General features: G+C 64.1%; 11 protein-coding genes. 9 read left to right on the top strand and 2 right to left on the bottom strand.

Annotated elements, in window-relative coordinates; translation table 11 throughout:
* Positions 1-81: 81 nt before the first annotated feature.
* The 6 genes from H620_RS0113035 to H620_RS0113010 all read left to right on the top strand — a co-directional run bounded on the left by H620_RS0113035 (position 82) and on the right by H620_RS0113010 (position 5,894).
* The gene (locus H620_RS0113035) at positions 82-828 is read left to right on the top strand and encodes an amino acid ABC transporter permease (RefSeq protein ID WP_023379010.1); all 747 of its coding nucleotides are present in this window, start codon (positions 82-84) and stop codon (positions 826-828) included.
* Positions 829-1,500 (top strand): amino acid ABC transporter permease, encoded by a 672-nt coding sequence (locus H620_RS0113030; RefSeq protein WP_023379008.1) that lies wholly within the window; start codon positions 829-831, stop codon positions 1,498-1,500. It begins immediately after the preceding gene.
* A complete protein-coding gene (locus tag H620_RS0113025) occupies positions 1,497-2,231 on the top strand; it encodes an amino acid ABC transporter ATP-binding protein (RefSeq protein WP_023379007.1) in 735 nt (244 codons plus the stop codon). The genes H620_RS0113030 and H620_RS0113025 overlap by 4 nt, the downstream gene beginning before the upstream one ends.
* A gap of 72 nt (positions 2,232-2,303) precedes the next feature.
* Positions 2,304-4,208, top strand: coding sequence for a two-component sensor histidine kinase AauS (gene aauS, locus H620_RS0113020; RefSeq protein ID WP_023379006.1), 1,905 nt, complete (start codon positions 2,304-2,306; stop codon positions 4,206-4,208).
* Positions 4,205-5,533, top strand: coding sequence for a two-component response regulator AauR (gene aauR, locus H620_RS0113015; RefSeq protein ID WP_023379005.1), 1,329 nt, complete (start codon positions 4,205-4,207; stop codon positions 5,531-5,533). Before aauS ends, aauR begins: the two co-directional genes overlap by 4 nt.
* Before the next feature lie 25 nt (positions 5,534-5,558).
* Positions 5,559-5,894 carry a GlpM family protein gene (locus H620_RS0113010; protein WP_023379004.1) on the top strand — a complete coding sequence of 112 codons (336 nt, stop codon included), beginning with the start codon at positions 5,559-5,561 and terminating at the stop codon, positions 5,892-5,894.
* 21 nt (positions 5,895-5,915) lie between these two features.
* On the opposite strand, the gene H620_RS0113005 is transcribed toward H620_RS0113010, so the two are convergent.
* Positions 5,916-6,911: an alpha/beta fold hydrolase gene (locus H620_RS0113005; protein WP_023379003.1), complete on the bottom strand. Its 996-nt coding sequence runs from the start codon at positions 6,909-6,911 to the stop codon at positions 5,916-5,918.
* 197 nt (positions 6,912-7,108) lie between these two features.
* Between H620_RS0113005 and metR the strand changes: the two genes are divergently transcribed.
* On the top strand, positions 7,109-8,026 hold the full coding sequence (metR, locus tag H620_RS0113000; protein WP_023379002.1) for a transcriptional regulator MetR: 918 nt from the start codon (positions 7,109-7,111) through the stop codon (positions 8,024-8,026).
* On the opposite strand, the gene H620_RS0112995 is transcribed toward metR, so the two are convergent.
* The gene (locus tag H620_RS0112995) at positions 8,010-8,423 is read right to left on the bottom strand and encodes an NUDIX hydrolase (RefSeq protein WP_023379001.1); all 414 of its coding nucleotides are present in this window, start codon (positions 8,421-8,423) and stop codon (positions 8,010-8,012) included. The genes metR and H620_RS0112995 overlap by 17 nt on opposite strands.
* A gap of 160 nt (positions 8,424-8,583) precedes the next feature.
* Here H620_RS0112995 and H620_RS0112990 point away from each other — a divergent pair, with 160 nt between their 5' ends.
* Both H620_RS0112990 and H620_RS25770 read left to right on the top strand, forming a co-directional pair.
* Positions 8,584-12,870, top strand: coding sequence for a DEAD/DEAH box helicase (locus H620_RS0112990; protein ID WP_027907469.1), 4,287 nt, complete (start codon positions 8,584-8,586; stop codon positions 12,868-12,870).
* 442 nt (positions 12,871-13,312) lie between these two features.
* On the top strand, positions 13,313-13,527 hold a 215-nt coding region (locus H620_RS25770), incomplete at its 3' end, for a hypothetical protein (protein WP_155950784.1).

Raw genomic sequence — 13,527 nt, 5'->3', positions numbered from 1 at the left:
TCTACCCTTTCATCCGAGGGCGTTCAACGCCCTTGGATGCTCGAAGGTGCCCGTGAAACAACCGTCTGAGGGGAAATCCCGATGAATTACAACTGGGACTGGGGCGTATTCTTCAAGTCCACCGGCGTGGGCAGCGAAACCTATCTGGACTGGTACATCACCGGCCTGGGCTGGACCATCGCCATCGCCATCTCCGCCTGGATCATCGCATTGCTGCTGGGCTCGGTGCTCGGCGTCATGCGTACCGTGCCGAACCGCCTGGTATCCGGCATCGCCACCGCCTATGTGGAGCTGTTCCGCAACGTGCCGCTGCTGGTGCAGCTGTTCATCTGGTACTTCCTGGTACCGGATCTGCTGCCTGAAGGCCTGCAGGAATGGTTCAAGCAAGACCTCAACCCGACCACTTCGGCGCTGATCAGCGTGGTCATCTGCCTGGGCCTGTTCACCGCCGCGCGTGTCTGCGAGCAGGTACGTACCGGCATCCAGGCGCTGCCGCGTGGCCAGGAGGCCGCCGCTCGCGCCATGGGCTTCAGCCTGCCGCAGATCTACAACAACGTGCTGCTGCCCCAGGCTTACCGGATCATCATTCCGCCGCTCACCTCCGAGTTCCTCAACGTATTCAAGAACTCGTCGGTGGCATCGCTGATCGGCCTGATGGAGCTGCTGGCGCAGACCAAGCAGACCGCCGAGTTTTCCGCCAACCTGTTCGAGGCGTTCACCCTGGCCACCCTGATCTACTTCACCTTGAACATGGGCTTGATGCTGCTGATGCGCATGGTCGAGAAGAAAGTCGCGGTGCCTGGCCTGATTTCCGTGGGAGGCAAGTAAATGGACATGGATTTCAGCGAAATCATCCCGGCCCTGCCTGCCCTCTGGGAAGGCATGCTGATGACCCTCAAGCTGATGGTCATGGGCGTGGTCGGCGGTATCGTGCTCGGTACCATCCTGGCCTTGATGCGCCTGTCGTCGAACAAGCTGCTCTCGAACCTGGCTGGCGCCTACGTCAACTACTTCCGCTCGATCCCGCTGCTGCTGGTGATCACCTGGTTCTACCTGGCGGTACCGTTCGTGCTGCGCTGGATCACCGGCGAGGACACCCCGGTGGGTGCCTTCACCTCCTGCGTGGTCGCGTTCATGATGTTCGAGGCCGCCTATTTCTGCGAGATCGTGCGGGCCGGCGTGCAGTCGATCTCCAAGGGCCAGATGGGCGCCGCGCAAGCATTGGGCATGACCTATGGCCAGACCATGCGCCTGATCATCCTGCCCCAGGCGTTTCGCAAGATGACCCCGCTGCTGCTGCAACAGAGCATCATCCTGTTCCAGGACACCTCGCTTGTGTACACCGTGGGTCTGGTCGACTTCCTCAACTCGGCACGCTCCAACGGCGACATCATCGGGCGCTCCCATGAGTTCCTGATCTTCGCCGGTGTCGTGTACTTCCTCATCAGCTTCTCCGCTTCGTGGCTGGTCAAGCGCCTGCAAAAAAGGATCACCGTATGATTTCCATCAAGAACGTCAACAAGTGGTACGGGGACTTCCAGGTGCTGACCGACTGCAGCACCGAGGTCAAGAAAGGTGAAGTGGTGGTGGTCTGCGGCCCGTCGGGCTCGGGCAAATCCACCCTGATCAAGTGCGTCAACGCCCTTGAGCCGTTCCAGAAAGGAGACATCGTGGTCGACGGCACCTCCATCGCCGACCCGAAAACCAACCTGCCGAAACTGCGCTCGCGGGTGGGCATGGTGTTCCAGCACTTCGAGCTGTTCCCGCATCTGACCATCACCGAGAACCTGACCATCGCCCAGCGCAAGGTGCTTGGCCGCAGCGAAGCCGAAGCCACCAAGAAAGGCCTGGCGCTGCTCGACCGAGTAGGTCTGGGCGCACACGCCAAGAAGCACCCTGGCCAGTTGTCCGGTGGCCAGCAGCAGCGTGTGGCGATCGCCCGTGCGCTGTCGATGGACCCGATCGTCATGCTGTTCGACGAACCGACCTCGGCACTGGACCCTGAAATGGTCAACGAAGTGCTCGACGTCATGGTCGAACTGGCTCACGAAGGCATGACCATGATGTGCGTCACCCACGAAATGGGCTTCGCTCGCAAGGTAGCCAACCGGGTGATCTTCATGGACAAGGGCAGCATCATCGAGGACTGCCAGAAGGAAGACTTCTTCGGCGACCCAGGCGCCCGCCACGAACGGACTCAGCACTTCCTCAGCAAGATCCTGCAACACTGATCCTGCGCCAAACAAGCCGGCCTGCACCGCTGCCTCCGGGCAGCGGGTGCTGGTCGTGACAAGGCCACTGTGATGAAATGCGATCCTTCGCTTCTTCTCCCTGCCAAGCCTGCCGTGAAATCCCGCCTGATCCGCCAACTGCTGCTGCCACCCCTGGTCATCCTGCTGATGATCGGCCTGGGCCTGGCTGGCTATCTGATCAGCGAGAGCAACGGCATCCGTAGCCTCAGCGAAAATGGCGAGCGTCAGCTGGAACTGCATGCGCGCACAGTAGAGAGCGAAATCAGCAAGTACACCTACCTACCGAGCCTGCTCGAACTGGAAGACAGCGTCTCGAAGCTGCTCACCGACCCGGATGGCGAATACCGTCAGACCGTCAACGAATACCTTGAAGGCCTGAACCGACGCAGCCGCAGCCGGGCGATCTTCGTGCTCGACACCAATGGCCGGGTGCAGGCTACCAGCAACTGGCGCGATGCCGATTCGTTCCTCGGCGAAGACCTGTCGTTCCGGGCGTATTTCCAGGATGCCGTGCGCGGTGAACCGGGGCGCTTCTACGGCATCGGCAGCACGACTGGGGAAGCCGGCTACTACCTGGCCCATGGCCTGGAAGAGCACGGCAAGATCATAGGCGTGGCCGTCATCAAGGTGCGCCTGGATACCCTCGAAGAGCGCTGGCAGCGCGCGCGACTCGAAGCCTTCGTCAGCGATGAGAACGGCATCATCATCCTGTCCAGCGATCCGGCCCGGCGGCTGAAGTCGGTTCGTCCGCTGACGCCACAAATCAAGGAGCGCCTGGCGCGCAGTCTGCAGTACTACTGGTGGCCGCTTAACGAGCTGCAACCCCTGGCCCGCGAAACACTGGCCGATGGCGTGGAGAAACTGACCTTCCCGGCCAACAGCGAAACCGCCCACGGCAAAGTCCACGAAGTGGCCTACCTGGCCCAGACCCGCCGACTGGTCGACACGCCCTGGCACTTCACCCTGCTGACCCCGCTGCAGGACCTGCGCCGTGAGTCCATGGTGCAAGGCGTCCTGGTGGCGGTGGCTTTCGCCCTGCTGGCGATTCTGGGGATCGCCTGGAACGAGCGGCGCAAGGTGATCGCCACCCGTCTGGCTGCCCGTGAAGCCCTGGAAGAGGCCAACAGCCAGCTTGAGCGGCGCATCGCCGACCGTACCGCCGACCTGCGGGCCAGCAACGAGCGGCTCAAAGGACAGATCCGCGAACGTCGCCACGCGGAACAGACGCTTCGCCATGCCCAGGACGAACTGGTCCAGGCCGGCAAGCTGGCGGCCATCGGGCAAATGTCGACCAGCATCGCCCACGAACTGAATCAGCCGCTGGCGGCACTGCGCACGTTGTCAGGCAATACCGTGCGCTTCCTCGAACGCGGTGCGCTGGAGACCGCCAGCACCAATTTGCGTACCATGAACGACCTGATCGACCGCATGGGCCGCATCACCGCCAGCCTGCGCTCGTTCGCCCGCCGTGGCGACGACCGCGGCCAGGCTTCGCTGGCCAAGGCCGTGGAAGCCTGCCTGCAGGTGCTGGGCAACCGCATCGCCGGCTGCCAGCTGCGACTGCACAGCCAGTTCGATGACCAGCAGTTGGCCATCGACCAGACCCGTCTCGAGCAGATTCTGGTCAACCTGATCGGCAACGCCCTTGATGCCATGGCCAGCCAACCGCATCCGGAACTCTGGTTGGAAGGCGAACTGCAGGACGACAAGTACCGGCTGCGAGTACGCGATAATGGCCATGGCATTGACCCCGAAACACGCAAGCACCTGTTCGAACCTTTCTTCACCACAAAACCGGGCGAACATGGCCTGGGCCTGGGGTTGACCCTGTCGGCGAGCCTTGCCGCCGCCGCCAAGGGCACCCTGAGCGTCGAGCACCCCGCCAGCGGCGGGACTGCCTTCGTGCTGGCCCTGCCCCTGGCCACGCCCCCTAGCGAATCGGCAGAGCACCCATGAACCAAGCACCTCTCACTGTCCTGATCGTCGAAGACGACCCGCATGTGCTGCTCGGCTGCCAACAGGCACTGGCCCTGGAAGATATCGCCTGCGAAGGCGTCGGCAGTGCCGAACAAGCACTGGAACGTATTGGCGATGACTTCGCTGGCATCGTCGTCAGCGATATCCGCCTGCCGGGCATCGACGGCCTGGAATTGCTGAACCGGCTCAAGGCCCGCGACCGCAGCCTGCCCGTGGTGCTGATCACTGGCCACGGCGACATCGACATGGCGGTGGGCGCAATGCGCAACGGTGCCTACGACTTCATGGAAAAGCCCTTCTCGCCAGAACGATTGGTCGATGTGGTACGCCGGGCCCTGGAGCAACGCGGCCTGTCGCGCGAGGTAGTGGCCCTGCGCCGCCAGTTGGCGAGTCAAAGTAGCCTGGAGGGACGCATCATCGGCCGTTCACCGGCCATGGAGCACCTGCGCGAGCTGATCGCCAATGTCGCCGACACTTCGGCCAACGTGCTGATCGAAGGCGAGACCGGTACCGGCAAGGAGCTGGTCGCCCGTTGCCTGCACGATTTCAGCCGCCGCCACGGCCAACCATTCGTTGCCTTGAACTGCGGCGGCCTTCCGGAAAACCTCTTCGAAAGCGAGATTTTCGGCCACGAAGCCAATGCCTTCACCGGCGCCGGCAAGCGCCGCATCGGCAAGATCGAGCATGCCAATGGCGGCACGCTGTTCCTTGACGAAGTCGAAAGCATGCCGATCAACCTGCAGATAAAACTGCTGCGTGTCCTACAGGAACGCACACTGGAACGCCTGGGCTCGAACCAGAGCATCCCGGTAGACTGTCGGGTGATCGCCGCGACCAAGTCCGACCTCGACGCGCTGGGTCAGAGCGGCCAATTCCGCAGCGACCTGTATTACCGCTTGAACGTGGTCACCCTGGAACTGCCGCCACTGCGTGAGCGTCGCGAAGACATCCTGCAGTTGTTCGAACACTTCCTGCAGCAGTCTGCATTACGCTTCGACCGCGACGTCCCCACGCTCGACAGCCAGACCCTCTCGCGCCTGATGGCCCATGACTGGCCAGGCAACGTGCGTGAGCTACGCAACGTTGCCGAGCGCTATGCGCTGGGCCTGCCAGCGTTCAAGAAAAGCAGCAGTGGTGGCGCCGCCCAGGGCCTGGGGTTCTCCGAGGCCGTCGAGGCATTCGAGCGCAACCTGCTCAGCGATGCCCTTCAGCGCACTGGCGGCAACCTCAGCCAGGCCAGCCAGGAACTGGGCATGGCCAAGACGACACTGTTCGACAAAGTGAAAAAGTACGGCCTCGGCTGAATTCAACCTGATCTGGATATACGACGTGGACTTGGTATTCAAAGCGGCCCTGGGCGCTGGGGTCGTCGTTCTGCTGGCCATTCTTTCAAAGACCCGCAACTACTACATCGCCGGGCTGGTGCCGTTGTTTCCCACCTTCGCCCTGATCGCCCACTACATCGTGGGCAAAGGGCGTGGTGTCGAGGACCTGAAGACCACGATCCTGTTCGGAATGTGGTCGATCATTCCCTACTTCGTCTACCTGGCGGCCTTGTACGTACTGGTAGACCGGATGCGCCTTGAAGCATCGCTGGCGCTGGCGACTGTGGCCTGGTTGATGGCGGCAACGGTGCTGGTGACGGTTTGGGTGCGGATGCACTGAGGGAACCCGCGTGCCTGCGGTTCAAAGCCCGGCAATGTGCGTGACACCTTCGCGTTGCGACTGCAGGTAGGGTAGAACCGCCCCCAGCAACGGCGCCTTGAACGGCTCCTGGAACCGATGCGCCAACCCCGGTATCAGCCGTAACTGGCTGCCCTGAATGTGCGCTGCCAGATGCACACCATGCATCACCGGCAACAGCGGGTCGGCGGTGCCATGCACCACCAGCGTTGGCACCCGCAGTTGGTTGAGCAACTCGACCCGACTTGGCTCAGCGAGAATCGCCATGATCTGGCGCTTCGCCCCTTCAGGATTGAACGCCCGGTCATAGGCGGCCGCGGCCTGCTGCAACAACACCGCCCGATCATCCTGGACTTCGGGGCTGCCCAGCGCAGCCAGCAAGTCCGCCTGCTGCTCGATGGCCACTTGCCGGTTCGGCGCACTGCGACGGGCCAGCAGCTGGACCAAGGCAGGGTTCGGTGCCGGCAAGCCTGCGGCACCGGAGCTGGACATCACCAGTGTCAGGCTACGAACCCGCTCTGGCGCCATGGCCGCCATGTGCTGGGCGATCATGCCGCCCATGCTCACCCCCAGCACATGGAAATCCCCTATCCCCAGTGTATCCATCAGCCGCAAGCCATCACGCGCCATGTCGGTCAGGGTGTAAGGCGCGGCCACCGGCAAGCCAAACTTGTAACGCAGCAACTCGACCGTCAGGTTGGCCGAGGGTGGCAACTGGTTCCAGCGCGACAGGCCAACATCGCGGTTGTCGTAGCGAATGACCCGAAACCCTTGGCGACACAACGCTTGCACCACATCGTCGGGCCAATGAATCAACTGCCCACCTAGGCCCATCACCAGCAGCAAAGCCGGGTCCCTGGGCGCGCCGACGCTCTGGTACACCAGGCTCAACTCACCGATCTCAGCCCGTTGCACCGGTACCTGGGCATCGCAGCGCCCGGTGGCAAAGGTAGTCGGTACGCTGAAAACGAAGCACAAAAAGAACAAGAAGGCCCGCATGAAAGAAACACCAGAATGCATATCCCCAGTAGAGCGTGAGTCTGATGAAATCTGTTCGGGCGCGCTGCCACAGTTCGGTGACAGTTTGATGAACCCTGCTGAGCGGTCAGTACCAAAGGCCAGTCGACAGCCAGGGGCAACATGAGGGAAACTCAACTGAATCCCTTCTCAACCCAGTTTCACCCTCGGAGTCAGCCGTGCTGGAGATCCGCCACCTGAAAACCCTTCATGCCCTGCGCGAGGCCGATAGCCTGGTGGAGGCCGCCGAACGCCTCCACCTGACCCAATCGGCGCTGTCGCACCAGTTCAAGGAACTGGAGGAGCGCCTGGGCATGCCGCTGTTCGTGCGCAAGACCAAACCCATTCGCTTCACCAGCGCCGGTCTGCGCCTGCTGCAACTGGCCGACGCCACCCTACCCTTGCTGCGCGGCGCCGAACGCGATATCGCCCGCCTGGCCGGCGGTACCGCTGGGCGCCTGCACATGGCCATCGAATGCCACAGCTGCTTCCAGTGGCTGATGCCGACCATCGACCAGTTCCGCGACGCTTGGCCGGAGGTGGAGCTGGACCTGGCCTCGGGCTTTGCCTTTGCCCCTTTGCCGGCACTGGCCCGTGGCGACCTGGACCTGGTGGTGACATCCGACCCGGTGGACCTGGCCGGTATCACCTACGTACCGCTGTTTACCTACGAGGCCATGCTCGCCGTGGCCAACCAGCATCCGCTGGCCAGCAAGCCGTACATCGTGCCCCAGGACTTGATCGACCAGACGCTGATCACCTACCCGGTCGAGCGCGACCGCCTGGACATCTTCACCCGCTTCCTCGAACCGGCCGACATCGAGCCGGCGGCTGTTCGCACGTCCGAGCTGACGGTCATGATGATGCAGTTGGTGGCCAGCGGCCGTGGGGTGTGCGGCATGCCCCACTGGGCGCTGCACGAATACAGTTCGCGGGGCTATGTGAAGGGCAAGCGCCTGGGCGAGAAAGGCCTGTTCGCCACGCTCTACGCAGCGGTGCGCACCGACATGCTCGATGCGCCGTACATGCGCGATTTCCTGCTGACCGCCAAGGACACTTCGTTCGCCACCCTCGATGGGGTCAGCGCGGTGCGTTGAGGCCGTCGCGCCACAGCGGCAGGATCAGGTCGCGGGTCAGCGGAGCCAGGTCAAGCGCCGTGGCCTCCTCTGCCGAGAGCCAAATCACTTCTTCGATTTCCGCCGCCGGGGCCACAGCCTCGGCGCAGTCGACGCGGAACAGTTCGGCCTGCACTTCGAATCCAGGCTCGTTGGCAGCCGGAGCGCTGAAGCGGCCCAGGTGCACAGCGGCGTCGGGATCGACGCGCAGGCCCAGCTCTTCATGCAGCTCGCGCACCAGGGCTTGGGCCGGCGACTCGCCCGCGTCGATCTTGCCGCCAGGCTGCATGAAGGCCTGGGTTCCCCGTTTGCGTACCAACAGGGTACGGCCTTGCGGGTCGATCAGCAGGGCGGCGGCGATGCGGATGGTGTTGGACATTGAAGGGCTCGCTGAAAATAAATGCATAGGAGGGCCTGATCGCCAGCCCCTGCCAAACCCGCAGGAGCCAGCTTGCCGACGATTGGGGCGCTACAGTCTACAGAAGATCAACGACGAACGGCCCCTTGCCAACCCGACGCTAACCCTCCATAACCAACACATGAACCTGCCAGCCCACCAGCACCCGGTGCTCAAGCTGTTCCATCCCGCCGTCGGCACCTGGTTCCGCCGCCGTTTCGCCACGGTCACCGATGCCCAGGCTCAAGCCTGGCCGCTGATTCATGCCGGACGGTCGATGTTGCTCGCCGCACCGACCGGCTCGGGCAAGACCTTGAGTGCCTTCCTGGCCGTACTCGACGAGCTTTTTCGCGACGGCCTTGACCGAGATGGCGCGCTGCCCGCTCACACCCAGATCGTCTACGTCTCGCCACTCAAGGCCCTGTCCAATGACATCCAGCTGAACCTGCAGGCACCGCTCGAAGGCATCGCCAAAGTCCTGGAAGAGCAAGGCCTGAAGGCACCGCGTATCACCACCGCCGTGCGCACCGGCGATACCCCGCAGAAAGAACGCACCGCCATGCGCAAGCTGGCGCCGCACATCCTGGTGACTACACCCGAGTCGCTGTACGTTCTGATGGGCTCGGCCTCGGGCCGCGCAGGCCTGGCCAGTGTGCACACGGTGATCGTCGATGAAATCCACGCCTTGGCCGACAACAAGCGCGGCAGCCACCTGGCATTGACGTTGGAGCGACTGGAGGCGCTGGCCGGGCGACCGCTGCGGCGGATCGGCTTGTCGGCGACCCAGCGACCGGTCGAGCGGGTGGCGCAGTTTCTGGTCGGGCATGGGCGCCCCTGTGCGATCGTCGATGTCGGCCACGTACGCCAGCGTGACCTGGCACTGGAGGTACCACCGGTTCCCCTGGAGGCGGTGATGTCCACCGATGCCTGGGGCCTGGTCTACGATCGTCTCGCCAAACTGGCCCGCGAACACCGCACCACGCTGATCTTCGTCAACACACGGCGCCTGGCCGAGCGCCTGACCCGTCACCTCGGCGAGCGCCTGGGCAACGATGCGGTGGCCGCGCACCACGGTAGCCTGGCCAAGGAGTATCGCCTGGCCGCCGAACAACGGCTCAAGGCCGGCGATCTGCAAGTGCTGGTGGCCACCGCCTCGCTGGAGCTGGGCATCGACATCGGCGACGTCGATCTGGTGTGCCAGATCGCCTCACCCGGCTCGATCGCCGCCTTCCTGCAGCGCGTCGGCCGATCCGGGCACCAGGTCGATGGCGTGCCCAAGGGGCGGCTGTTTCCCACGTCACGGGACGAGCTGATCGAGTGCGTGGCCCTGCTCGACGGCGTGCGCCGGGGAGACCTGGATGAACTGCGAGTCCCCAAAGCGCCCCTGGACGTACTCGCCCAGCAGATCGTCGCGGAAGTGAGCAACCAGCCCTGGGCGGAGTCCGCGCTGTTCGACATGCTGCGCAAAGCCACGCCCTACGCCGAACTCGACGAGGGCCATTACCAAGCACTGTTGCGCATGCTCGCCGATGGCTACAACGGCCGACAGGGCGTGCGCAGCGCCTATCTGCACCGCGACGCGGTCAGTGGCACGGTGCGCGGGCGCCGGGGCAGCCAGCTCACCGCGCTGACCAGTGGCGGCACCATCCCCGAAACCGCCGACTATGCGGTGCTGCTCGAACCTCAGGCGCTGAACATCGGTAGCGTCAACGAAGACTTCGCCGTCGAGAGCATCGCTGGCGACATCTTCCAGTTAGGCAATGCCTCTTACCGCATTCTGCGGGTCGAACCTGGGCGAGTACGTGTCGAAGACGCCCATGGCCTGCCACCGACCATTCCATTCTGGCTCGGCGAGGCGCCGGGCCGCAGCGATGAGTTGTCTGCCGCGGTTGCCCGCCTGCAAGCCCGGGTCGACGAACGCCTGGCAATGAGTGGTGGCGATTTCCCGCCAGTGCTGCAATGGCTGCAGTCCACCTTCGAACTGGACGAAGCCTGCGCCAGCCAGCTACTCGACTACCTGGGCCGTACCCGTCAGGTGCTGGGCGCCCTGCCTTCGCAGCAGACCCTGGTGATGGAGCGTTTCTTCGACGAGTCGGGCGGCACCCAATTGATCATCCACGCGCCTTACGGGAGCCGGATCAACCGCGCCTGGGGCCTGGCCCTGCGCAAGCGTTTCTGCCGCACCTTCAATTTCGAGTTGCAGGCAGCGGCCAGCGAAGACGCTATCGTGCTGTCGCTGTCCACCAGCCACAGCTTCGAGCTCGACGACGTATGGCGTTACCTGTCCAGCCGCAGCGCCGAACACATGCTGGTCCAGGCTTTGCTCGATGCCCCTTTATTCGGCGTGCGCTGGCGCTGGACAGCATCGGTGGCCCTGGCCCTGCCGCGCTTTGTCGGCGGCCGCAAAGTAGCCCCTCAGATCCAGCGGATGAAAAGTGAAGACCTGATTGCCTCGGTGTTTCCCGACCAGATCGCTTGCCTGGAGAACATCGTCGGCGAGCGGCAGATACCCGATCACCCGCTGGTAGAGCAAACCCTCGACGATTGCCTGCATGAGGCCATGGACAGCGAAGGTTGGTTGGCCTTGCTGCGACGCATCGAAAGCGGCGAGGTACGCTTGCTCAGCCGTGACCTGCCGACCCCCTCGCCGCTGGCCTCGGCGATTCTCAATGCCAGGCCGTATGCCTTCCTCGACGATGCCCCGCTGGAAGAGCGGCGCACCCAGGCGGTGCTCAACCGGCGCTGGAACGCGGTGAACAGCCGCGATGACCTCGGCGCGCTGGACGCCGATGCGATCGTCAGCGTACAGGACGAGGCATGGCCACGACCGGGCAATGCCGACGAGATGCATGAAGCCTTGATGAGCCTGGGCGCCATCGGCCAGGAAGAGGTCCAGGCCAACCCCAGCTGGGATTTGCTGCTGCGCCAGCTCGCCAAGGCCGGACGAGCCATGCGCCTGACCGCAGCGAAACTCTGGCTGGCGCGTGAGCGCCTGAGCCTGTTGCGGGCGCTCTATCCGGCATCCCCCCTGGAGCCGGCGCTGGACGTGCTGCCGGGCTTCGACCAGGGCATCGACCCGGACAACGCATTGAGCGAGCTGCTACGTGCCCGCCTGAGTGGCTACGGGCCTCAGACCGTGGCCCAGATCGCCGCGCCGCTGGGCCAGCGCCCTGTTGACGTCGAGCAGGCGCTAGCCCGCCTGGAAAGAGAGGGCTACGTATTGCGCGGCCACTTCACTCCTGGGGTGGACGAACCGCAGTGGTGTGAGCGGCACCTGCTTGCGCGCATCCATCGTTACACGGTCAAACGCCTGCGTCGGGAGATCGAGCCGGTCAGTTTGCAGGACTTCATGCGTTTTCTGTTCGACTGGCAGCACCTGGCAGCGGATGAACGCCTGCGCGGCCCGCAGGCCGTGGCCCATGTGCTGGCCCAACTGCAAGGTTTCCCCAGCGCTGCCGGGGCATGGGAAGCAGAGCTGCTACCTGCACGGATCAAGGATTACAGCCCGCACTGGCTCGACGATGCCTGTCGCAGCGGGCAGTTCGCCTGGAGCCGACTGGCCACGACAACGGCGAGCAACACCTTGTCCAGTACGCCATTGGTCCTGCTGCCACGCGAGCACATGAACCTGTGGCGCAGCTTGGCCCCCGAGCCTGCAGCGCAAGCACTGGGCGGGCGGGCGCAACGGGTCTTGGAGGCGCTGCGCGCGCAGGGTGCACTGTTCTTCGACGAACTGGTCGTGGAGGCCCATCTGCTGCCCAGCGAGCTGGAAGCTGCCTTGCAGGAGCTGGTGGGAGCCGGACTGGTAAGCGCCGACAGCTTCACCGGGTTGCGCAGCCTTATCACTCCGGCGGCGAAACGCGCATCGCGCAACAGCCGCCGCGGCCACTCACCGCTATCCAGCAGCATGGCCCATGCCGGACGTTGGGCGTTGCTGCGCAGAGGCAGTGGCCCGGTGGACGAAGGCCAGCGTACAGAACACGTCGCCCGCGCGCTGCTGCGCCGCTATGGGGTGATCTGCTGGCGGCTGCTGGAGCGGGAAAGCGATGTGCTGCCGCCCTGGCGTGAACTGCTGCGTTGCTATCACCGGCTGGAGGCGCGAGGGGAGATTCGGGGGGGACGCTTCATTGCCGGGCTGGCGGGTGAGCAATTCGCCTTGCCGGAAGCGATCGGTTTGCTGCGCCAGGTAAGGCGTAGAGCACTGGATGGGTCGCTGATCGTCATCAGCGCCAGCGACCCGCTGAACCTGATCGGGACGTTGCTTCCTGGGGTGAAAGTGCCCGCGGTCGCGGGTAACCGTCTACTTTATCGCGATGGCGTGCCGGTGGCGGCGCGGGTGGCTGGGCGTTATAGCTACCTGGTGGAGGGGGTAGCAGGGGAGCAGGCGGTTTGGAAGCAGAAGCTGTTGCGTGACATGGGTGGGGGTTGACTGGGATTCAGGGGGGGCTACGGGCACCAGGATGAGGTTTCTGCGCCTAGGAGATCGAGCGCCGCCCGCGCGGCGCATCGCGAGCAAGGCTCGCTCCTACGTTTGTTTTTGGCCAGTCACGTCAGTGGCAGACGCGCGCGACCGCCGAGATTGATACACACGCACTGATGGGTGCAAGTCGATCTTTCCTACAGTACGGGTCGAATTTGCCTGGCACCTAGTCAGGTAACCCCACTCATACCCTTTGGCCTTCTCGGATTTCCCGACCAGGAAGGCCTGCCAAATGCCCTAAGGTTCCCCCGGGTCCGCGCTGTCCGAGCGCGAGGTCCAGATCGCCATCGCCCCGCTGGAAACCCTGCTGCGCGAAGACCTCGGTGCCGCTGCCGCCGCCGTCGACCAGTGGCTTCAGGACATCAGCTGCGGTCTGCTCGACCTGCAATCGGTGCGTTATCACCTCGAAGCTTCGGTGCCGGTTGTGGCCAACGCCTTCGCCCTGGTGGATGCGCTGCTCGATATCGCCGAGCTGGTACGGGCGCGCATGGTGCTGCGGCCGGTGCTGCACCTGACCCGACAGAAGCTGCGGCGCAACCCCCGGGCCAACTTGGGCGCGGTGTTCCTGGAAATCCTCGAAGGCCACCTGCACGCCAACCTTCGCGG

This window comes from Pseudomonas taiwanensis DSM 21245, from assembly GCF_000425785.1.
Lineage (GTDB): Bacteria > Pseudomonadota > Gammaproteobacteria > Pseudomonadales > Pseudomonadaceae > Aquipseudomonas > Aquipseudomonas taiwanensis.
Note: the sequence above shows the minus strand (reverse complement) of the source record. Positions and strands in the feature narration are given on the sequence as shown.

Excerpts from the sequence above, each read along its gene's own strand:
- aauS (WP_023379006.1), top strand. The coding sequence starts at position 2,304 with ATGAAATGCGATCCTTCGCTTCTTCTCCCTGCCAAGCCTGCCGTGAAA.
- H620_RS0113035 (WP_023379010.1), top strand. The coding sequence starts at position 82 with ATGAATTACAACTGGGACTGGGGCGTATTCTTCAAGTCCACCGGCGTG.
- H620_RS0113005 (WP_023379003.1), bottom strand. The coding sequence starts at position 6,911 with ATGCGGGCCTTCTTGTTCTTTTTGTGCTTCGTTTTCAGCGTACCGACT.
- H620_RS0113030 (WP_023379008.1), top strand. The coding sequence starts at position 829 with ATGGACATGGATTTCAGCGAAATCATCCCGGCCCTGCCTGCCCTCTGG.
- H620_RS0112990 (WP_027907469.1), top strand. The coding sequence starts at position 8,584 with ATGAACCTGCCAGCCCACCAGCACCCGGTGCTCAAGCTGTTCCATCCC.
- H620_RS0112995 (WP_023379001.1), bottom strand. The coding sequence starts at position 8,423 with ATGTCCAACACCATCCGCATCGCCGCCGCCCTGCTGATCGACCCGCAA.
- aauR (WP_023379005.1), top strand. The coding sequence starts at position 4,205 with ATGAACCAAGCACCTCTCACTGTCCTGATCGTCGAAGACGACCCGCAT.
- H620_RS0113025 (WP_023379007.1), top strand. The coding sequence starts at position 1,497 with ATGATTTCCATCAAGAACGTCAACAAGTGGTACGGGGACTTCCAGGTG.